This is a genomic window from Amycolatopsis samaneae (genome assembly GCF_039541975.1).
Taxonomy (GTDB): domain Bacteria; phylum Actinomycetota; class Actinomycetes; order Mycobacteriales; family Pseudonocardiaceae; genus Amycolatopsis; species Amycolatopsis samaneae.
The window spans coordinates 675,963-695,942 of sequence record NZ_BAABHG010000002.1 but is presented as its reverse complement, the minus strand read 5'-3'; the positions used below and the strand labels follow the sequence as shown (position 1 = coordinate 695,942).

The following is a 19,980-nucleotide window of genomic DNA, read 5'->3' as shown; positions in this document are numbered from 1 at the left end:
CCGAAACCGAACGAAAGGAGCGCACGATGCCGAACGAAGCGAGCACCGGCCTCACCGAGCTGCCCACGGCACGTCCCACGGGGTGCCCATTCGACCCGCCCGCCGAACTGGGCCCGATCCGCGAGGAACGTCCGCTGACCCGGCTGACCTACCCCGACGGGCACGAGGGCTGGCTGGTCACCGGCTACGAGCAGGCCCGCGCGGTCTTCGCCGACCGGCGTTTCAGCTCGCGGTACGAGCTGGCGCACTACCCGTTTCCCGGCATGGAAGGGGTCACCGAGGTGCCGACCGCGCCGCCCGGCGACCTGACCGGGATCGACGACCCGGAGCACGCCCGCTACCGGAAGCTGCTCACCGCGCGGTTCACCGTGCGCCGGATGCGGCTGCTCACCGAGCATGTCGAGCAGATCACCGCCGAGTACCTGGACGCCATGGAGCGGCAGGGGCCCGAGGTGGATCTGGTCCAGGCGTTCGCGTATCCCATTCCCGCGGTGATGATCTGCGAGCTGCTCGGCGTGCCCTTCGCCGACCGCGAGCGGTTCCAGAGCAGCGCGGCGGCCGTGACTGACGTCGGCTCCAGCCCGGAAGCGCAGATGGCCGCGTACGGCGAGCTGATGGAGTACGTGGGCGGGCTGGTCCCGGCCAAGCGCGCCGCGCCCACCGACGACATCCTCAGCGAGCTGACCACCAGTGACCTCACCGACGAGGAACTGGCCGGGCTGGCCACCTTCCTGCTCGGGGCCGGGCTCGACACCACCGCGAACATGATCGCGCTCGGCACCTTCGCCCTGCTGCGCAACCCCGCGCAGGCCGCCGCGCTGCGCGCCGACCCGGGGATCGCCGAGGGCGCCGTCGAGGAGCTGTTGCGCTACCTGAGCATCACGCACACCGGGGTGCGGGCGGCGCTGGAGGACGTCGAACTGGACGGGCAGGTGATCAGGGCGGGGGAGTCGGTCACGATCTCGATGCAGGCCGCCAACCGGGATCCCGGCAAGTTCGCCGACCCCGACACCCTCGACGTCACCAGGAAGGCCACCGGGCACGTGACCTTCGGCCACGGCGTCCACCAGTGTCTCGGCCAGCAGCTGGCCAGGGTCGAAATGCGGGTCGCCTTCCCGGCGCTGTTCACGCGGTTCCCGACGCTGCGGCTGGCCGTTCCGCCCGAGGAGATTCCGTTGCGTCCGGACATCCAGAACATCTATGGCGTGCATCGGCTTCCGGTCACCTGGGACCGGGGGTAGGTAAGGGGGATCGGCGGCGGCACCGGGACACCGGTGCCGCCGCCGGCTTTTCCGGCGGCCCTGCCCGGCTCAGCCGTCCCAGAGGTCTCCGCCCTGCTTCCGCACCACGACTCCCGTCGCCGAGGACACCGGCCAGAGATCGAGGACGTACCGCAGGTGATCGCCGTACTCGAAGTCGTTCCACTCCGCGTCGGGCGGCCCGGCCTGCAGGTAGGACACCCGCACCCGGTGGCGGCCGGGGGCGATCGGCACGAGCCGGTGCCGGGCCGGGTAGTCCGCGGGGCCGAACAGGTGCAGGGCACCGGACGGCGCGTCGAGATCGGCCTCCACCACGTGGTCGGCCTCCGCCGCGACCGGCGGCGGTCCGGCGTGGACGGTCAGCGCCACCTCGACGAGATCGGACCGGGCCGTGCCGACGGCCAGCGAGTGCGGTTCGGCGCCGACCCGGTGCCGGGTGACCGCCTCGTCGGTCCACACCTCCGGCCGCGGGTGCGTGCGCAGCCAGGTCTCGTGGGAAGCCTTGTCCCGCAAGAAGAACTGCCGGTAGTCGGCGTGCACGACGAACATCACGGGACGCAGCGTAACCGCTCGTGACCGGACCAGGCGAAAGCGCCATGGCGCGCAGGGTTAGCGTTACCCCATGACCACTGCTCCTGTCGACGTCGACAGCGCCCGCCGGGACTACGCGGCGCTGGTCGGCCGAGGCCTGCACCTCGACATCACCCGCGGCAAGCCCGCTCCCCGGCAGCTGGACCTTTCCGCCGAGCTGCTCTCGCTCCCGAACGGCGCGCACACCGCCGAGGACGGCACCGACGTCCGCAACTACGGCGGTCTCGAGGGCCTCGCCGAGCTCCGGCGCATCTTCGCCCCGGCGCTGCAGGTCCCGGTCGAGCAGCTGCTGGCGGCGGGCAACTCCAGCCTCGAACTGATGCACGACGCCACCGTGCAGGCGATGCTCAGCAAGCTGCCCGGCGCCGAGCGCCGCTGGGCCGACGAGCCGCGTGTCGCCTTCCTGTGCCCGGTTCCCGGCTACGACCGCCACTTCGCGCTCTCGGCGCGGTTCGGCATCGAGCTGATCCAGGTCCCGATGACCGAGACCGGCCCCGACATGGACGTCGTCGAGCGGCTCGTCGCCGAGGACGCCGGCATCAAGGGCATCTGGTGCGTGCCGAAGTACAGCAACCCGACCGGCGTCACCTACGCCGAGGACACCGTCCGCAGGCTGGCCGCGATGACCACGGCGGCGCCGGACTTCCGGATCTTCTGGGACAACGCCTACACGGTGCACCACCTGACCGACGCCGAGCCGGAGCTGGCCGACATCCTCGCGCTGGCCGCCGAGCACGGGAACGCCGACCGCGTGTTCGTGTTCGGCTCCACCTCGAAGATCACCTTCGCCGGTGCCGGGGTCGGGTTCTTCGGCGCTTCGCAGGCCAACCTCGACTGGTGGTCGGCGCTGGTGGGCAAGCGGACCATCGGCCCGGACAAGGTCAACCAGCTGCGGCACGCGCTGTTCCTGCGCGATGAGGACGGCGTCCGCGCGCTCATGCGCCGGCACGCGGAGATCATCGCGCCGAAGTTCGCCGCGGTGGACCGCATCTTCTCCGAGGAACTCGGCGGCACCGGCCTGGCGTCCTGGACGAAGCCGCTCGGTGGGTACTTCGTCACGCTCACCGTGCCCGAGGGGACCGCGAAGGAGGTCGTGCGGCTGGCGAAGGAGGCCGGGATCGCGCTGACTCCGGCCGGGGCCACCCACCCGCACGGCGAGGACCCGGCGGACGCGACCATCCGGATCGCCCCGACCTTCCCCGAACTGGCCGAGGTCGAGGAGGCGCTGCGCGGCGTCGCGGTCTGCGTCCGCCTCGCCGCGGCGGAACGGGCCTGACCCGGCGGTGCGGGTGCTGATCGCCGGCGGCGGGGTCGCGGGCACGGCCACTGCGATGGCGGTGCGGCGGGCCGGGCACGATCCGGTCGTGTTCGAGGCCCATCGGGCCGGTGGCGCGGACGCGGGCGCGTTCCTGGTGCTCATGGCGGGCGGCATGGCGGCGCTGCGGGAGATCGGGGCGTCCGCCCCGGTCGCCCACGCGTCGTCCGCCGCCACCGGTCTCGAACTCGCCGGGCCCGGCGGGGCCGTCGTGACGCGACGGTCCTATCCGGACGGTTCGGGGCCAAGGACCATCACCCGTGCCGCGCTTTACCGTGTGCTGCAAGAGGAAACGGCGCGGCGCGGGATTCCGGTCGAGCACGGCAAACGGCTCGTCGGCGCGGAGACCGGCGAGGCGGGGGTCACCGCGCGGTTCGCGGACGGCACCTCGGCCACCGGCGACGTGCTGGTCGGCGCGGACGGCCTGCGCTCGCCGGTGCGGCGGCTGATCGACCGGGCGGCCCCCGAACCGCGCTACACCGGGATCAGCGTGGTCTACGGCTACGCCCGCGGAGTTCCGGCCGCGCCCGGGATCTACCGGATGGTGCGGGGCCGGTTCGCCGCGTTCGGCTGCACCACCGGCCCGGACGGTGTGACGTCCTGGTTCGCCCGCGTTCCCGACACCGAGCGGAGCCGGGAGGAGATCGCCGGGACGACGTCCGAGCAGTGGCGTGAGCTGGCGCGCCGGGCCGTGTCCGGTGACGGGGAATCCTTGTCACCGGCGGAAATCATCGCCGCCAGCGGGGACGACGTCTTCGGCGACCACGCCTACGACCTGCCGTCCGTGCCGAAGTGGTCGACGCCGGGGATGGTCCTGGTGGGCGACGCGGTCCACGCCTTTTCCCCCGCGGCGGCCGCGGGCGCGTCGATGGCGATCGAGGACGCCGTCACCCTCGCCCGCTGCCTGCGTGCCCAGCCGGACGCGCCGTCGGCCTTCGCCGCGTACGAGGCCGAACGCCGTGCTCCCATGGAGGAACTGGTCGCGGCGGCACTGGCGCACGACGCCGGCCGCGTCGAGGCCTACCGGTCGGGTACCCGCCCGGCCTGAGCGCGCACGGCCCCCGTTTTCTTGCGCGGAAAGGCGTTCTCACGCCTGGCGCAGCCCGTCCAGTACGAGGGTGATGACGTCGTCGGCTTCGGTACGCCAGTGGGGGCGGTCGTGGGCGGCGCCGATGCCGTGGAGCGCCATCATGATGGCGCCGGGGTCCACGTCGTCGCGGATGGCGCCGTCTCGCGCGGCGGCGGTCACGAGGCCGGTGACGGCCTGTTCCAGCGCTTGGCTGCCTTCGGCGAGTGCGCTGGAGCGGTCGGCCATGAGGGTGGCCAGCGTCCTGGCGAGACCTTGGTGGGCGGCAATGTGGTCGACCATGTCGCGCAGGAAGGCCGCCAGCGCCTCCGCCGGGGGCAGCGTGCCCTGGAGCTGGTGGGCGCGGTCGCACAGCGCGGCGACTTCCCCGTGGTAGACCGCCTCGGCCAGTGCTTCCCGGGTGGGGAAGTGGCGGTAGAGCGTGCCGGTGCCCACCCCGGCCAGCGGGGCGAAGTCGTCGAAGCGCAGGTCGAAGAACTCTCCGGCGTCGAAGACCTTCCGGGCGGCGGCGAGCAGGGCGTCGCGTTTGCGCTGGGCGTCGGCACGCAGTGGTTTGCCGGTGGTCATGCGTTCCCTCGCGTCGAAAATGGAGATGGCCTCCACATCGATCGTACCCCGGCTGGGGTCACTTCATCGCCCGGCGCCGGCGAAGCGACGCACCGCCAGCGGGACGAAGATCGCGAGCAGCAGGGCCGACCACAGCAGGGTCGCGGTGACGGGATGGGCGAGCGGCCAGGCCGCGCCGGGGCCGGGCACGCCGGGGTTGCCGAACAACGACCGGCAGGCCGCGACCGCCGCGCTGATCGGGTTCCAGTCGCACACCACGCGCAGCCAGCCGGGCATCCCGCCGGTCGGCACGAAGGCGTTCGACAGCATGCTGAACGGCATCGACAGCGGCGCGAGCTGGTCGGCGACCTGCTCGTCACGCACCAGCAGCCCGAAGCAGGTGCCGATCCACGCCATCGCGGACCGGAACACCACGAGCACCCCGACCGCGGCCAGCGCCGGGCCGAGGCCATCGTGCGCGCGCCAGCCGCAGGCGTACCCGCAGACCAGCATGACCGCGAGGCCGAGCAGCCCGGTCACCGCGTCGGATCCGGTCTGTCCGAGGAGGACGGCCGCGCGGCTGGTGGGCATCGACCGGAACCGGTCCATCACGCCGCGGCCCTGGTCGGTCGCGACCTCGACCATCGACGAGGACAGCGAGAACATGCTCGTCATCACGAACAGGCCCGGCATCAGGTACTCCCGGTAGTTCCCGCCGCCGGGCACGGAGATCGCGCTGCCGAAGACGAAACCGAACAGCACGATCATGATCGCCGGGAACGCCAGCATGGCGACGAGCTGGCCGGGCTGGTGCTTCAGCTGGAGCAGTCTGCGCTGGACGAGCGTCCAGCTGTCCGCCGCGAGGATCACGCCGGCACCTCGCTCCGCGCGGCCTTCTCCGTCAGGGAAAGGAAAACGTCGTCGAGGCTCGGGTGCCGCAGCCCGACGTCGCGCACCACGGCCCCGGCGTTGTCCAGCATCCGGACGATCTCGGGCAGCGGGGGAGTGGCGCCCGGGAACGCGACGCTGAGCCGCAGGCCGCCGGGATCGGTCTCCGGTGGCCGTCCCGCCAGTGTGCCGAGCACCGTGCGTGCACTGTCCACAGAGGACGCGTCGGCCACCTCGACGTCGAGCTGGCTGCCGATCCGGGACTTCAGCGCGGCGGGGGAGCCCTCGGCGATGACGCGGCCGTGGTCGATCACCGCGACCGCCGACGCCAGCTGGTCGGCCTCGTCGAGGTACTGCGTGGTGAGCAGCACGGAGGTCCCGTCCGCCACGAGTTCCCGTACCGTGGCCCAGATCTCCAGCCTGCTGCGGGGATCGAGCCCGGTGGTCGGTTCGTCGAGGAAGAGCACCGCCGGGGCGGTGAGCAGGCTCGCGACCAGGTCGACGCGCCGCCGCATACCGCCCGAGTAGGTGGCCACCAGCCGGTCGGCCGCGTCCGCGAGGTCGAAACGCGCCAGCAGTTCGTCCGCCCGCGCCGCCGCGCCCCGCCGCCCGAGCCGGGAAAGGCGGCCGAACAGGCGCAGGTTCTCCCGCCCGGTCAGCCGCTCGTCGACCGCCGCGTGCTGCCCGGCCAGCCCGATGCTCGACCGGACCCGCTCGGGACGGCGGACGACGTCGTGCCCGGCGACGGTCGCGTGCCCGGCGTCCGGTCTGGTCAGTGTCGTCAGGACGCGGACGGCCGTGCTCTTGCCCGCTCCGTTGGGGCCGAGCAGCCCGTAGACGGTGTGGGCCGGCACGGCCAGGTCGAGCCCGGCCAGTGCCGTCGTCGTGCCATATCGCTTGCGGAGTCCCTCCGCGCTCACGATGTGGTTCATGTTCCCCTCCAGTGAGTACATCGTACGCAGTAAGACCATACTGAACCGAGTACGCCGTACGCAACTACCATGGTCGGCGGAGGTGGTCCGTGCCCGAGGAGAACCCGATCATCTGGATGCGCCCGGAGAAACCGGCGCGCGGGCCCGCGCCCGCGTACAGCCGCGCGCGCATCGCGGAGGTCGCGATCGAGATCGCCGACGCCGAGGGCATCGAGGCCGTCTCGATGCGCCGGATCGCGGCCGTGCTCGGCACCGGTGCGATGACGCTGTACCGGTACCTGCCCGCGAAGGAAGACCTCTACGCGGTGATGATCGACCAGGCGCTCGGGTACGGCTCACTCCCGCCGAGCGGCGACGTCCGCGCGGACCTCGCGACGCTCGCGCACCAGTACCGCGCGATCCTGCGGAAGCACCCGTGGCTCGGCGTGACGGCAGCCGGGCGCCCGATCATGGGCCCGAACCTGTTGCGGGGCAACGAACGTGACCTCGCGCTGCTCGACGGGCACGGGCTGGCGATCGACGACATGCTCGCCGTGCTGAACCTGATCCGGCGCTGGGTCACCGGATTCGTGCAGGACGAGCTGGCCGACCAGCAGGTCGCGCAGCGCAGCGGCACGAGCCGCGAGGACTGGCAGCACCGCATGGCGCCCTACCTGACGCGCCTGCTGGAAACTGGCGAATTCCCTTACCTGACAAGGGTGATCGCCGAGGCCGAGCATCGCGACACCGACGCGCAGTTCGCCGAGGGGCTCGCGATGCTCCTCGACGGCGTCGAATCCCGTTTCCCCGCACTGACTCGCGAAAGTCCGTGAATGCCACATTGAGGGACTCTGAGTCCCTCAATGTGGCATTCACGGACCACTGGGCTACTTCTTGTACAGCGCTTCGATGTCGCCCGCGTAGTTCTTCGAGACGATGTTGCGCTTGAGCTTGAGACTCGGCGTGATCTCGCCGCCCGCCTCGGTGAAGTCCGCCGACAGCACGGTGAACTTCTTGATCGACTCGGCGTGCGAGACCGCCTTGTTCGCTTCGTCCACAGCGGACTGGATCTCCGCGCGCAGGTCCGCGTCGTCGGCCAGTTCGGCCACGGTCGCCCCGGCCGGCTTGCCGTGCTGGGCCTTCCACGACGGGAAGTACTCCTCGTCGATGGTCACCAGCGCGCCGATGAACGGCCGCTGGTCGCCGACCACCATCGCCTGGCTCACCAGCGGGGATGCCTTGATCGTGTCCTCCAGCCCGGACGGGGCGACGTTCTTGCCGCCCGCGGTGACGATGATCTCCTTCTTCCGGCCGGTGATCTTCAGGAACCCGTCGGTGTCCAGCTCGCCGAGGTCGCCGGTGTGGAACCACCCGTCGGTGAGCGACTCCGCGGTCGCCGCCGGATTGTTGTAGTACGCCTTGAACACGACGTCGCCCGACAGCAGCACCTCGCCGTCCTCGGCGATCCGCACCGAGGTCCCGGCCACCGGCTTGCCGACGGTGCCGACCCGGAACGCGGACTCGGTGTTCACGTTCGCCGCCGCCGAGGTCTCGGTCAGGCCGTAGCCCTCGAACACCGGGACGCCGATGCCGCGGAAGAAGTGCGCCAGCCGCGCGCCGAGCGGGGCCCCGCCGGACACCGCCGCCACGCACCGCCCGCCCAGCGCCGCCCGCAGCTTGCCGTAGACGAGCTTGTCGAACAGCAGGTGCTTGAGCGTGAGCCCGAGCCCGGCGCCGCCCGCGTCCTTGGCCTCGCTGTAGGCGACCGCGGTGGCCTCGGCGGCGTCGAAGATCTTGCCCTTGCCCTCGGAATGCGCCTTCTGCTTGGCGCCGTTGTAGACCTTCTCGAACACCCGCGGGACCGCGACCACGAACGTCGGCCGGAACGTGCCCAGGTCGGGAACCAGGTTCTTGACGTCGGGGGTGTGCCCGAGGGTGACCCGCGCGGTGAACGCCGTCACCGCGATCGCGCGGGCGAGCACGTGCGCGAGCGGCAGGAAGCACAGCAGCGAGTTGCCCTGCTCCATCAGCTGCGGGAACGCCTCGATGTCCGCGCGGATCTCGGCGAGGAGGTTCCGGTGGCTCAGCTCGACGCCCTTGGGCCGCCCGGTGGTGCCCGAGGTGTAGACGATGGTGGCCAGATCGTCGGCCCGCACCGACCGGCGGCGCGCGTGCAGATCCTCGTCGGACATCTCGGCGCCGGCGGCGGCCAGCTCCTCGGTGGCGGGGGAGTCGCCCTCGATCTGCCAGACGTGGGCGAGATCACTCAGCCGGTCGCGCACCTCGCCCAGCGTCGCGGCGTGCCCGCCGGTCTCGACGAAGACGCCCTTGGCCGCGGAATCCGACAGGATCCAGTGCACCTGCTCGGCCGAGGACGTGTCGTAGATGGGGACCGTCACCGCACCCGCCGCCCAGATGGCGAAGTCGATCAGTGTCCATTCATAGCGGGTCTTCGACATGAGCCCGACCCGGTCGCCGGGGCCGATCCCGGCGTTCGCGAGGCCCTTGGCCACGGCCAGCACCTCGGCGGCGAAGTCCCTGGCCGTCACGTCCAGCCAGGTGCCCTCCACCTGGCGGCGGAAGCTCACGACGTCGGAGAACCGCTCGGCGTTCGCCCAGACGACGTCGGCGAGGTTCTCGTCGTCGTGCACCGGCTTGCCGGCGGGGGCGCTGTATTCGCGCACGTGGACCTCCGTGTTCAAGCGCTGCGGCAGCTTCGCCGCTGCGTGCCATCCCCGCCTCGGCGGTAGTGAGTGCCTTGGCGGTTACCCGCCAGTCAACTTAGCGTGAGGCGGACTCTAAGACCATGCTGACCGACCCCGCAGTGTGACGGCATGACATTCTGCCGATCGTGAACCAGGCCTCACCTGCCCTCGATCTCGTCGACGAGACCTTCATCGTGGTGCCACCCGCCACGGTGGCGGCGGCCTTCGCCGATCCCCGGTCCTGGACGCGCTACTGGCCCGATCTCGTGCTCGAGGTCTACACCGACCGCGGCGAGGCGGGCCTGCGCTGGACGGTCCGCGGCGCGCTCGTCGGTACCATGGAGGTCTGGACCGAACCCGTGCTCGACGGCACCCTGCTGCACTACTTCCTCCGCGCCACCCCGGCCGGTCCGGACGGGACGCCGAAGGAACTGCCGCCAAGGGAGCTGCGCCGCGAGTTCGACCGGCGGGCCCGCGCGGCCAAGACGATCGCGCTCGGGCTCAAGGAGATCCTGGAGGACGGGCGTGAGCCCGGCGTCGGTCCGCGAGCGGGTTAGGGGAACAGATGCGGGTTCATGTCGTGTCCGATGTGCACGGCAACGCCGACGCGCTCAAGCGCGCGGGCGACGGCGCCGACGCGCTGCTCGTGCTCGGTGATCTGCTCGACTTCGTCGACTACCGCGAGCACGACAAGGGCATCATGGGCACCCTGTTCGGCGCCGAGAAGGTCGGCCAGTTCGCCCGGCTGCGCCGTGAGGGCACCCGTGAGGAGACCGTCGCCTTCTCCCGCACGCTGTGGGCCGGGCTGGACGATCCCGCCGCCGCGGTCGACGAAGCCGTCCGTGCCCAGTACGAGACCCTGTTCGCCGCGTTGACCGCGCCCACCTACGCCACACCGGGCAATGTGGACAGCCCCGAGCTGTGGCCCGAGTTCGCCGGCGCCGGGATCCACCTGCTCGACGGGGAAAGCGTCGTACTGGGCGGGCTCCGGTTCGGGTTCCTCGGCGGCGCGCTGCTGCCCGAGGGCGTCGTGCCCCGCCGCAACGGCATCTGGCGGCCCTACGTGCGCTCCGACGAGGAATACGACGTGGCCGCCGCCGCGATGGCCGCCGAGGGCCGGATCGACGTCCTGTGCACGCACATCCCCCCTGCGGTGCCGGAGCTGCTCTACGACGTGGTCGCGCGGCGGGCCGAACTGGGCTCGGCGGCGCTGCTCCGCCTCATCCGCGAGCACCGGCCCCGCTGGTCGGTCTTCGGCCACGTCCACCAGCCGCTCGCGCCGCGCGTACGGGTCGGGTACACCGAGTGTCGTAACGTGGGTCACTTCAAGGAGACCGCGCAGCCCTACGTGCTGCGCTGGTGACGCGGCGGCCCGGCTACGCTTCCAGCCATGGCGGAGCAGTCCACACAGTCCATCGAGGTCGACGCCGAGCCCGCGCGGGTGATGGCGGTGATCGCCGACTTCCCCGCGTACCCGGAGTGGGCCAAGGCCGTGCGCGAGACCGAGGTGCTCGCCGAGGATGACGGCGGGCACGCCAAGCAGGTCAAACTCACCCTGGACGCGGGCCCGATCAAGGACGTTTACACCCTCGAATACGACTGGGACGCCGACGGGCTTGGCGTCAGCTGGCACCTCGTGCGCGGCCAGATGCAGAAGGCGCAGAACGGCCGGTACGCGCTGGAGCCGCTCGACGGCGGCCGGACCAGGGTCACCTACACGCTGTCGGTCGAGCTGGTGCTGCCGATGATCGGGCTGCTGCGCCGCAAGGCCGAGAAGATGGTCATGGACACCGCGCTCAAGGAGCTCAAGCGCCGGGCCGAGGGCTGAACCTGGCAACCGGCCACCACCGAGGGGTAGGCATGCGGATCCTGCTGTTCACCGGCAAGGGGGGCGTCGGGAAGACGACGCTCGCCGCGGCCACCGCGGCGGCGCTCGCCGCCCGTGGCAGGAAGACGCTCGTGGTCTCCACCGATCCCGCGCACTCCCTCGGCGACGCCTTCGGCCGAGTGCTCGGCGCCGAACCGTCCGAAGTGGATAGTCTCCTTTCCGCGGTACAGATCGATTCCCGCGCGCTCGTGGACAGCACCTGGCACGAGCTGCGGGAGGAACTGCGGTCGCTGCTGGCGGGCGCGGGGCTGGACACGCTCGACGCCGAGGAACTGACCGTGCTGCCCGGGGTCGACGAGCTGCTCGCGCTCACCGAGGTGCAGCGGCTGGCCGAACGCGGCCCCTGGGACACGGTCGTCGTCGACTGCGGCCCGACCGCCGAGACGCTGCGGCTGCTCGCGCTGCCCGAAGCCGTGTCGGGCTACCTCGGCCGGGTGTTCGGCCTGCCGGGCAAGGGGCGCCGCACCCGCGTCGCCACCGCGGTCCGCAGGCTGGGCAGGCACCTGGAGTCGCTGCGCGCGCTGCTCACCGATCCCGCCGTCACCACGGTCCGGCTCGTGCTGACGCCGGAGCGCGTCGTCGTGGCCGAAGCGCGGCGCACGCTCAGCTCGCTCGCGCTGCGCGGCATCGCCGTCGACGGCCTGATCGCGAACCGGCTCATGCCCGCGCCCGGGTTCTGGCGTGGCTCGGCGGCGAACTGGGCCCGCACCCGGCGTACCCAGCAGAACGCCGTGCTCGCCGAACTCGCCGAGGCCGGGTTCGGCCAGGACCTGGTCACCACGGTCGAGCACCGCGCGGCCGAGCCGGTCGGGCTTCCGGCGCTGCTGGAGATCGCGCAGGAGCTGTATCACGGCTTCGATCCGTTGGCGGGCAACGGGAAGGCGGTCACCCCGCTGCTGAAGGTGGCCGAGGACGGCGACGGCTACCTGCTGCGTGTCGCGATCCCGCTGCGGCGGGACGCCGAAGTCGACCTCGCCCGCGTCGACGACGACCTGGCGATCACCGTGGACGGCTTCCGCAGGCTCATCGCCCTGCCGGAGACGTTGCGGCCGTGCCGGATCACCGGCGCGGAATCCGACGCGGACGGCCTGGTCGTGAGCATGGCCGCCGGGAACCGGGGAACAGGGTGAGCGGACAGGAGAATCCGGGAGGCGCCGAGGGGCCGCGGCTGGCCGAGGAGATCCGGCTGCTGGTGGAACTGGTCGCCGAGCACGCCGCGCCGTGGCTGGAGGGCCTCGTCAAGGCCGGGCACGGGATGTCCGGAGAAGACACCGAGGACCCCGCGCACAGTGCCGAACAGCACGGGGAGACCACCCCGGGATGCGGCTGGTGTCCATTGTGTGCGATCGTCGCCGTTCTGCGCGGCGAACGTCCTGAGTTCGTCGCGCGGCTGCTCGAACAGGCCGCCCAGCTGGTGGCCCTGTTGCGAGCGGTGCTCGCGGACCGGTGGGAGCCGGAGGACGGCGTGCACATGCCGGGGTTCCACCCCGCGCGGCGCGAGCCGGAGCCCGCCGGGGCCCCCGCCTCGCCCCGGGTGCAGCACATCACGGTCCGCAGGCGGGATCAATGGCGGCCGGAGCGGGAGTACTGAGCGGTGCGGACGATCGGGGTGGACGTCGGCGGGACGAGCGTCCGGGCCGGAGTCGTGGACGAGCGCGGTTCCCTGCTGGACACTGCGCGGGTGGCGACGCCGAGCGAGGAAGGTCCCCTGGAGGACGCCATCGCCGGGGTGGTCGAGACGCTCCGCAACCGGCACGAGGTGGCCGGGATCGGGCTGGCGGTGGCCGGGTTCGTCGCGCGGGACCGCCGCACGGTCATGTTCGCCCCGCACCTGGCCTGGCGGAACGCGCCGGTGGCCGAACGCGTCGAGAAGCGGGTCGGCCTGCCGGTGACGCTGGAGCACGACGTGAACTCCGCGGTCGTCGGCGAGCACCGGTTCGGCGCGGCACGCGGTGCCCAGGTGGCCGCGCTGGTGGCGCTCGGCACCGGGATCGGCGCCGGGCTGCTGCTCGACGGGAAGATCTACCGCGGCGCGTACGGCGTCGCGCCGGAACTGGGACACCTCACCGTGGTGCCGGGCGGCCGGGCCTGCCCGTGCGGGAAGTACGGCTGCTGGGAGCGGTACTGCAGCGGGACGGCGCTGGCGGCGACCGCGGTGGAGCTGCTGGCCCGGCATCCGGGCCGCTCGACCGTGCTGGCCCGCGAGGTCGCCGGGGACCCGGGATCGATCACCGGCAGGCGGGTCGCGGGCGCGGCCCGCGACGGCGACCCGATCGCCCAGCGCGCGATGACGGAACTGGCGAAGTGGCTCGGCGAGGGGCTCGCGCTGGTGGCGGACGTGTTCGACCCGGAGATCATCGTCATCGGCGGTGGGGTGTCGGAGTCCGCGCCGCTGTTCCTGGACGAGGCGAGGGAGCACTACGCGGGCGCGATCACCGGCGCCAAGCACCGCCCGCTGGCCCGGATCCGGACCACGCACCTCGGCGACGACACCGCGATCGTGGGCGCGGCCGCGCTGGCGATGGACGTGGCGAAAGCCGCCGGTTCGCAGGTCGGTGTGTCACGGTAGGAGGATGACTCCTCCCGCCAACGTGTTCGTGCGCTGTTCGTGCGGCAGGCTGCACTGGGGCAGGCACGGCGCGGCGGGGCTGCTGCTGTCCGATCCGGCGCGCGGGGTGCTGCTCCAGCGCCGGGCCTGGTGGGTGCACCACGGGCGGACCTGGGCACTGCCCGGCGGCGCGCTCGAAGCGGGGGAGACCCCGCGCGAGGCGGCGGTCCGCGAGGCGCGCGAGGAGGCGGCGGTGGCTCCCGGCACGGTCCGTACGTTGTCCGCGTCGGTGGTCGAACACGGGGATTGGCGCTACACCACGGTGGTCGCTTCGGTGGCCGGGAGGATCGAGGAACGGGTGGCGAATTCGGAGAGCGCCGAACTGCGCTGGGTCCGTCCCGACGAGGTCGCCGGGTTCCGGCTGCACCGCGACTTCGCCGCGGCGTGGCCGGGGCTGCGTGCCCAGCTGGACCGGGCGCTGGTGCTCGTCGTGGACGGCGCGAACGTGGTCGGGTCCCGCCCGGACGGCTGGTGGCGCGACCGGTTCGGCGCCGCCGTCCGGCTGCGTGACCAGCTCGCTTCGCTGTCGGTGACCGGACTTCCGGACGCCGTCGTCGGCGGTGGGGCCGGCGCGGACTGGACGTGGTGGCCCCGCGTGATCCTCGTCGTGGAGGGCAGGGCCCGAGGCGTCGAACCGATTCCCGGCGTCGAGGTCGTCGACGCCGAAACCGACGGCGACTCCGCGATCGTCGCCGTCACCGCCGAGGCCCGCTCCCGCCCCGGCGACCACGTCGTCGTCGCCACCGCCGACCGCGAACTGAAGTCCCGCGTCACCGCGCTCGGCGCCACCACCCTGGGCCCCGCCACCCTCCTGGCCGAGTTACGCCCCTGATCACGCGAGTTCGCCGCCCAATCACGCGAGTTCGCCGTCCAGACACGCGAGTCGTCCGTTCCGGTACGCGAGCCGACCCTCCAGGTACGCGAGCCGACCGCCCAGGTACGCGAGTCGTCCGTCCGGGTACGCGAGTTCGCCGTTCAGTGCCGGGCGATCCCGTCCCGCATCTCGGTGATCAGCGACGCGACGACCGCCTTGAGGCTGCCGTTGTGCTGCCGGGCCACCGCGCGCTGCCGCCGGTAGCTCGGCCCGTACCGCAGGATCGTCTCGACGTCGCGGAGTTCACCGGCACAACCCAGCCTGCGCGCGACCGGTTCCAGCCGGTCCAGCAGCTCGTGGATGTCCTCGGTGACCAGGCGTTCCCGTCCGCGCGCGTCGAGGATGACGATCGCGTCGGTGCCGTAGCGCGCCGCCCGCCACTTGTTCTCCTGCACGTGCCACGGCGGGAGCGTCGGCAGTACCTCGCCGTCGTCGAGCCGGGTGCTGAAGTCCTCGACGAGACACTGCGTCAGCGCGGCGATCGCGCCGACCTCCTCCAGCGTCGGCAGCCCGTCGCAGACCCGCATCTCGATCGTCCCGAGCCGCGGCGAGGGCCGGATGTCCCAGCGGATCTCGGAAAAGTCGTCGATCACGCCGGTGGTGACCATGTCGGCGACGTAGCCCTCCAGCTCCGGCCACTTCGTGAACTGGAACGGCAGGCCCGCGGTCGGCAGCTGCTGGAACATCAGCGCCCGGTTCGACGCGTACCCGGTGTCCTCGGCGCCCCAGTACGGCGAGGACGCCGACAGCGCCTGCAGGTGCGGCGCGTAGATCAGCAGCGAATCGAGGATCGGGAGGACCTTCTCGCGGTGTTCGACGCCGACATGGACGTGGACGCCGTAGACCAGCATCTGTCGTCCCCACCACTGGGTCCGGTCGATCAGCTTGGCGTAGCGCGCCTTGTCGGTGACCTTCTGCTGGTACCAGCTGGAGAACGGATGCGTCCCGGCGGAGAACGGCTCGACGCCGAACCGGTCGCACACCGCGTGCACGGTGTCCAGCGTCCCGGCCAGGTCGGCGGTCACCTCGCCGATCGTCCGGCAGACCCCGGTGATCACCTCGATGGTGTTGAGCAGCAGTTCCTGCTTGATCTTCGGGTGCTCCTCGCCGGGCGCGGGCCGGACGGCCTCGAGCACCCGCTCGGCGACCGAGGACAGCTCGCCGCTGCGCCGGTCGGCCAGCGCCAGCTCCCACTCCGCGCCGACGGTGGACCGGCGGGACGGAGTGAACTCGACGTGCATCGGCGGATCCCGGTCGGATCAGACCTGGGCGCCGTTGCTGGGATCGGCGCCGGGCGGGGGACCCTGCCGGACGCGGAGCAGCAGCAGGGCGATCGCGGTCGCGAGCGCGAGGATCCCGAGCGGGGTGGCCACCGCCTGACTGATCCCGATGAAGCCGGGGATGATCAGCAGGAGCAGGCCCACGATGAACAACAGCAGCACCACGAAGGCGCCCTTGCGCGGGCGGGGCAGCGGCGGCGGCTCCGGGGGCACGAAGTGCTCGTCGTCGGACGCGGGGTCCTCGGCGAACATCGTCCTGTCCCAGCTCGTCCCGCCGCCGCGCCAGCCGGGATCGGCCGTGCCCGTGGTGCCCGCCGTCCCAGTGGGCTCCGGTGGTTTCGGCGGCGGATCGAGCTTCTTCGGCTCGGTGTCGGTGACGGTGTCCTCGTCTTCGGACAGCAGGCCGACACCCTCGGCCCGCAGATCGGCGACGATCTCGGCGAACGTCGCGTCGACGTCTTCCGGCCCGTCCTTGCCTGGCCCCCGGCTCATCTGGCTTCCTCCGTCAGCCCCGCGCGGATCGAGTGTGCGAACTCGACGCTGCGGGTGAAGATCAGGTCCGCGTCGTGATCCTGGGTCGCGACGTGGAAACTCCTCTCCAGTATGACCTCGGTGACGTCGGTGCCGCCGATCTCGTCCAGGACGATTTTCGCGTTCACCGGTTCGACGACGTGATCCACCGCCGAACGCAGCAGCAGCGTCGGCTGGGTGACCTTCGGCAGGTCGGCCCGGACGATCCGCCAGAACCGCGCGAGGCTCGCGGCGGCGCGCACCGGGGTACGGGGGTAGGCCAGCTCGGTGACACCCGGCTTGGCGATGTCGTTCGCGATCGCGGGGACCGACGGGAGGAGCCCGGCCAGCAGCGGGAGGAACTTCGCGTCCCGGCGCAGGGTCGTCACCGACGGGTTGACCAGGACGATCCCGGCGATCGCGTCGCCGAACTCCTCGGCGAGCCGCAGGGTCAGAGTCCCGCCCATCGAGAGCCCGGCGACGAACACCGTGGCGCACTCCGCCTTCAGCGCGAGCAGTTCCTCGCGGACCCGGCCGTACCAGTCCGGCCATCCTGTCCGGTTCATGTCCTGCCACCGCGTGCCGTGCCCCGGCAGCAGCGGACAGCGTACGGCGTACCCGGCGTCGGCCAGGTGCGCGCCCCAGGCGCGCATGCTCGCCGGGGTTCCGGTGAAACCGTGGCACAGCAGGAATCCGGCGCCGGTGGTACCGGGGTGAGCGAACGGCTCCGCGCCGGCGAGAACGCCCATGCGATCGCCTTCCTCCTCCATCGCTTGAGGCCACACTGTGGGCCACCCATGTTCGCACGGCCGGGGGACGTTGTGGGCCTCCGGCCACCGCCCGGATCACCCGGGCGGCGCTGTGAGATCGGTCGCTGCCGCCGGGTAACCGGGTGGCTCGCGTTGTGCGGGGGCGTCCCGGGTTCGTACTCTGGTTCGTCGGACTGGGCCGGACCCGGCCGAGCGTGGGTGAGGAGACGGGCAGAGTGCTCTACTGGCTGGCGAAGTATGTGCTCATCGGACCGCTGCTCAAGCTGCTGTGGCCGACCAAGGTCGTCGGCGCCGAGAACATCCCGGCGTCCGGGGGCGCGATCCTCGCCGGCAACCATCTCGCCGTCGCCGACTCGTTCTTCATGCCGCTGCGGGTGAAGCGGAAGGTGACCTTCCCTGCCAAGTCGGAATATTTCACCGAGCCCGGGTTCAAGGGCCTGCTGAAGAAGTGGTTCTTCACCGGGGTCGGCCAGTTCCCGATCGACCGCTCCGGCGGCAACGCCGCGCAGGCCGCGCTGGACACCGCGATCCGGCTGGTGCGTGACGGTCACCTGCTCGGCATCTACCCTGAGGGCACGCGCTCGCCGGACGGGCGGCTGTACAAGGGCAAGACCGGGGTGGCCCGTATCGCGCTCGAGTCCGGTGCCGTGGTGGTCCCGGTCGCGATGATCGGCACCGAGAAGGTCAACCCGATCGGCTCGAAGATGTGGTGGCCGCGCCGGCTGGAGGTCCGGTTCGGCAAGCCGCTGGACTTCTCGCGGTACGAAGGACTTTCGGGCGACCGGTTCGTGGAGCGCTCCATCACCGACGAGATCATGTACGCGCTGATGGAGCTGTCCGGCCAGGAGTACGTCGACATCTACGCGGCCAAGGCCAAGGAACTGCTCGCCGCCGACGCCGCCGGGGTGCGTCCCCAGGTGCCGGCGCAGCCGTCCGCGTCCGACGCCACCCGGGTGCCCGACAGCAAGGTCGGCTGACCGACTAGGGTTCCCCGGTGCGTTTTTTCTACGACACCGAATTCATCGAGGACGGCGTGACGATCGACCTGGTGTCGATCGGTGTCGTTGACGAACGTGGCCGCGAGTTCTACGCGGTCTCCACCGATTTCGATCCGGGCAAGGCCGGGCCGTGGGTCCGCGAGAACGTGCTGCCGAAGCTGCCCTCGCCCGGGGACCCGGCCTGGCGCGGACGCGAGCGCATCCGCGCCGACCTGCTGGAGTTCCTCGGGAAGCCGCCCGGCGGGATCGAGCTGTGGGCCTGGTTCGCCGCCTACGACCACGTCGCGCTGGCCCAGCTGTGGGGCCCGATGCCCGCGCTGCCCCGGCAGCTGCCCCGGTTCACCCGCGACCTGCGGCAGCGGTGGGAGGACGTGGGCAAGCCGAAGCTGCCCGCGGCGCCCACCGACGCCCACGACGCCCTCGCCGACGCCCGCCACAACTTCGAGCGCTGGCGCGTCATCGAGGACGTCTGGCGCACCGCCCGCCCCCGCCGCTGACCGGTCCCGCTCCGGACGCGGTCATGCGCCCCAATGTGGCGTTCGGTGCGTTGAGCGCACCCAATGCCACATTGGGGCGTTCGAAGGCGGGGCTCAGCGGCGGGTGCGGACGGCCTCGGCGAGGGTGTCCAGCAGGTCCTCGGTGGTGTCCCAGTCCATGCAGGCGTCGGTGATGCTCTGGCCGTAGGTCAGCTCGCCGCCGCGGCCCAGCGCGAGGTCCTGGCGTCCGGCGGCGAGGAAGCTCTCCAGCATCAGCCCGGCGACACCGCGTTCACCGGCGCCGATCCGCCCGGCCAGCTCGCGGACGACCTCGGCCTGGCGCACGTGGTCCTTCCCGCTGTTGCCGTGGCTCGCGTCGATGATCACCCGCTCGGCCAGCCCGGACTTCCGGAGCCGCCCGAGGGTGTCCGACACCGTCGAAGCGTCGTGGTTCGGCCCCGCCGAGCCGCCGCGCAGGATGACGTGGCAGTCCGGGTTCCCCGACGTCGTGAGCAGCGCGGCCAGCCCGTCGGAGTTGATCCCGGCGAAGACGTGGCTCGCCGCCGCGGCGCGGGTGGCGTCGACCGCGACCTGGACGTCGCCCTCGGTCGAGTTCTTGATCCCGACCGGCATCGACAGCGCGCTGCACAGCTGCCGGTGCACCTGGCTCGCGGCCGTCCGCGCGCCGATCGATCCCCAGGTGACGACGTCGGCGATGAACTGCGGGGTGATCGGGTCGAGGAACTCGCAGCCCACCGGCAGGCCCAGCGCGGACACGTCGAGCAGCAGCCGCCGCGCCATCCGCAGGCCCTTGTTGACCGCGAAGGTGCCGTCGAGGTCGGGGTCGTTGATCAGGCCCTTCCAGCCCAGCGTCGTGCGCGGCTTCTCGAAGTACACCCGCATGACGACGTGCAGTTCGCCGCGCAGTTCCTCGGCCTTCGCGGCGAGACGGCGGGCGTAGTCGAGGGCGGCTTCGGTGTCGTGCACCGAGCACGGGCCGACGACGACGAGCAGCCGGTCGTCGCGGCCGTCGAGGATGTCGACGGTCTCCGCGCGGCCCTGGTGCACGACCTTCGCTACCGCCGCGTCGACGGGATGGTCCTCGCGTAGCAGGGCGGGGGAGATGAGCGGGCTGACGCTCGTGGTGCGCTGGGCGTCGAGCGGGGTGAGGGTGGCGGGCCCGGCGAGGGGAGACATGGCGGGTGGTTCCTTCCTGGTGGACACCGACCCGCGAGAGAGCACCGAGCCGGTTTCGCGATTCCGGCTCGGGGTGG

General features: G+C 72.0%; 22 protein-coding genes. 13 read left to right on the top strand and 9 right to left on the bottom strand.

The genetic code is table 11. The annotated features are described in order from the left end of the window. Positions 1-26 precede the first annotated feature (26 nt). Positions 27-1,241, top strand: coding sequence for a cytochrome P450 (locus tag ABD987_RS06495; protein WP_345388006.1), 1,215 nt, complete (start codon positions 27-29; stop codon positions 1,239-1,241). A 69-nt stretch (positions 1,242-1,310) separates the two neighbouring features. On the opposite strand, the gene ABD987_RS06490 is transcribed toward ABD987_RS06495, so the two are convergent. Further along, the gene (locus ABD987_RS06490) at positions 1,311-1,808 is read right to left on the bottom strand and encodes a hypothetical protein (protein ID WP_345388282.1); all 498 of its coding nucleotides are present in this window, start codon (positions 1,806-1,808) and stop codon (positions 1,311-1,313) included. Positions 1,809-1,881: 73 nt separating this feature from the next. Between ABD987_RS06490 and ABD987_RS06485 the strand changes: the two genes are divergently transcribed. Then, positions 1,882-3,126, top strand: coding sequence for an aspartate aminotransferase type Ic (locus ABD987_RS06485; RefSeq protein WP_345388003.1), 1,245 nt, complete (start codon positions 1,882-1,884; stop codon positions 3,124-3,126). A 13-nt stretch (positions 3,127-3,139) separates the two neighbouring features. After that, positions 3,140-4,213, top strand: a complete 1,074-nt coding sequence (locus tag ABD987_RS06480; RefSeq protein WP_345388000.1) for an FAD-dependent oxidoreductase — start codon at positions 3,140-3,142, stop codon at positions 4,211-4,213. Between the two features lie 39 nt (positions 4,214-4,252). Here ABD987_RS06480 and ABD987_RS06475 read toward each other — a convergent pair whose 3' ends face one another. From ABD987_RS06475 to ABD987_RS06465, 3 genes are all read right to left on the bottom strand, one after another. Beyond that, entirely contained in the window at positions 4,253-4,819 is a 567-nt protein-coding gene (locus ABD987_RS06475) for a TetR/AcrR family transcriptional regulator (protein ID WP_345387997.1), read from the bottom strand. A 63-nt stretch (positions 4,820-4,882) separates the two neighbouring features. Then, positions 4,883-5,668: an ABC transporter permease gene (locus tag ABD987_RS06470; RefSeq protein ID WP_345387994.1), complete on the bottom strand. Its 786-nt coding sequence runs from the start codon at positions 5,666-5,668 to the stop codon at positions 4,883-4,885. Then, entirely contained in the window at positions 5,665-6,618 is a 954-nt protein-coding gene (locus tag ABD987_RS06465) for an ATP-binding cassette domain-containing protein (RefSeq protein WP_345387991.1), read from the bottom strand. The genes ABD987_RS06470 and ABD987_RS06465 overlap by 4 nt, the downstream gene beginning before the upstream one ends. 89 nt (positions 6,619-6,707) lie before the next feature. On the opposite strand from ABD987_RS06465, the gene ABD987_RS06460 reads away from it, so the two are divergent. Beyond that, on the top strand, positions 6,708-7,430 hold the full coding sequence (locus tag ABD987_RS06460) for a TetR/AcrR family transcriptional regulator (protein ID WP_345387988.1): 723 nt from the start codon (positions 6,708-6,710) through the stop codon (positions 7,428-7,430). A 54-nt stretch (positions 7,431-7,484) separates the two neighbouring features. Here the strand turns inward: ABD987_RS06460 and ABD987_RS06455 are convergent, their stop codons facing one another. Further along, positions 7,485-9,281 carry an AMP-dependent synthetase/ligase gene (locus ABD987_RS06455; protein WP_345387986.1) on the bottom strand — a complete coding sequence of 599 codons (1,797 nt, stop codon included), beginning with the start codon at positions 9,279-9,281 and terminating at the stop codon, positions 7,485-7,487. A 167-nt stretch (positions 9,282-9,448) separates the two neighbouring features. Here ABD987_RS06455 and ABD987_RS06450 point away from each other — a divergent pair, with 167 nt between their 5' ends. From ABD987_RS06450 to ABD987_RS06420, 7 genes are read left to right on the top strand one after another with little or no spacing between them, the layout of a single operon-like run. Further along, positions 9,449-9,859 carry a polyketide cyclase / dehydrase and lipid transport gene (locus ABD987_RS06450; RefSeq protein WP_345387984.1) on the top strand — a complete coding sequence of 137 codons (411 nt, stop codon included), beginning with the start codon at positions 9,449-9,451 and terminating at the stop codon, positions 9,857-9,859. A gap of 8 nt (positions 9,860-9,867) precedes the next feature. Beyond that, positions 9,868-10,665: a metallophosphoesterase family protein gene (locus ABD987_RS06445; protein WP_345387981.1), complete on the top strand. Its 798-nt coding sequence runs from the start codon at positions 9,868-9,870 to the stop codon at positions 10,663-10,665. Positions 10,666-10,692: 27 nt separating this feature from the next. After that, positions 10,693-11,130, top strand: a complete 438-nt coding sequence (locus ABD987_RS06440) for an SRPBCC family protein (protein WP_345387978.1) — start codon at positions 10,693-10,695, stop codon at positions 11,128-11,130. 32 nt (positions 11,131-11,162) lie between these two features. Beyond that, the gene (locus tag ABD987_RS06435) at positions 11,163-12,320 is read left to right on the top strand and encodes an ArsA family ATPase (RefSeq protein ID WP_345387975.1); all 1,158 of its coding nucleotides are present in this window, start codon (positions 11,163-11,165) and stop codon (positions 12,318-12,320) included. Continuing rightward, entirely contained in the window at positions 12,317-12,781 is a 465-nt protein-coding gene (locus tag ABD987_RS06430; protein WP_345387973.1) for a hypothetical protein, read from the top strand. Before ABD987_RS06435 ends, ABD987_RS06430 begins: the two co-directional genes overlap by 4 nt. 18 nt (positions 12,782-12,799) lie before the next feature. Continuing rightward, on the top strand, positions 12,800-13,759 hold the full coding sequence (locus ABD987_RS06425; RefSeq protein ID WP_345388280.1) for an ROK family protein: 960 nt from the start codon (positions 12,800-12,802) through the stop codon (positions 13,757-13,759). A gap of 4 nt (positions 13,760-13,763) precedes the next feature. Beyond that, positions 13,764-14,630, top strand: coding sequence for an NUDIX hydrolase (locus ABD987_RS06420; RefSeq protein WP_345387971.1), 867 nt, complete (start codon positions 13,764-13,766; stop codon positions 14,628-14,630). A 143-nt stretch (positions 14,631-14,773) separates the two neighbouring features. Here ABD987_RS06420 and ABD987_RS06415 read toward each other — a convergent pair whose 3' ends face one another. Genes ABD987_RS06415 through ABD987_RS06405 form a run of 3 tightly spaced genes read right to left on the bottom strand, consistent with a single transcriptional unit; the run spans position 14,774 to position 17,211 of the window. Beyond that, the gene (locus tag ABD987_RS06415) at positions 14,774-15,913 is read right to left on the bottom strand and encodes a glutamate--cysteine ligase (protein ID WP_345387968.1); all 1,140 of its coding nucleotides are present in this window, start codon (positions 15,911-15,913) and stop codon (positions 14,774-14,776) included. 18 nt (positions 15,914-15,931) lie between these two features. Next, positions 15,932-16,444, bottom strand: coding sequence for a hypothetical protein (locus ABD987_RS06410; protein WP_345387965.1), 513 nt, complete (start codon positions 16,442-16,444; stop codon positions 15,932-15,934). Continuing rightward, positions 16,441-17,211 carry an alpha/beta hydrolase gene (locus ABD987_RS06405; protein ID WP_345387963.1) on the bottom strand — a complete coding sequence of 257 codons (771 nt, stop codon included), beginning with the start codon at positions 17,209-17,211 and terminating at the stop codon, positions 16,441-16,443. The genes ABD987_RS06410 and ABD987_RS06405 overlap by 4 nt, the downstream gene beginning before the upstream one ends. 236 nt (positions 17,212-17,447) lie before the next feature. Between ABD987_RS06405 and ABD987_RS06400 the strand changes: the two genes are divergently transcribed. Both ABD987_RS06400 and ABD987_RS06395 read left to right on the top strand, forming a co-directional pair. Continuing rightward, positions 17,448-18,209, top strand: a complete 762-nt coding sequence (locus ABD987_RS06400) for a lysophospholipid acyltransferase family protein (RefSeq protein ID WP_345388277.1) — start codon at positions 17,448-17,450, stop codon at positions 18,207-18,209. 17 nt (positions 18,210-18,226) lie between these two features. Then, positions 18,227-18,727, top strand: coding sequence for a polyadenylate-specific 3'-exoribonuclease AS (locus ABD987_RS06395; protein ID WP_345387960.1), 501 nt, complete (start codon positions 18,227-18,229; stop codon positions 18,725-18,727). A gap of 93 nt (positions 18,728-18,820) precedes the next feature. Here ABD987_RS06395 and ABD987_RS06390 read toward each other — a convergent pair whose 3' ends face one another. Next, positions 18,821-19,903 (bottom strand): 3-deoxy-7-phosphoheptulonate synthase, encoded by a 1,083-nt coding sequence (locus ABD987_RS06390; protein ID WP_345387957.1) that lies wholly within the window; start codon positions 19,901-19,903, stop codon positions 18,821-18,823. Positions 19,904-19,980 lie beyond the last annotated feature (77 nt).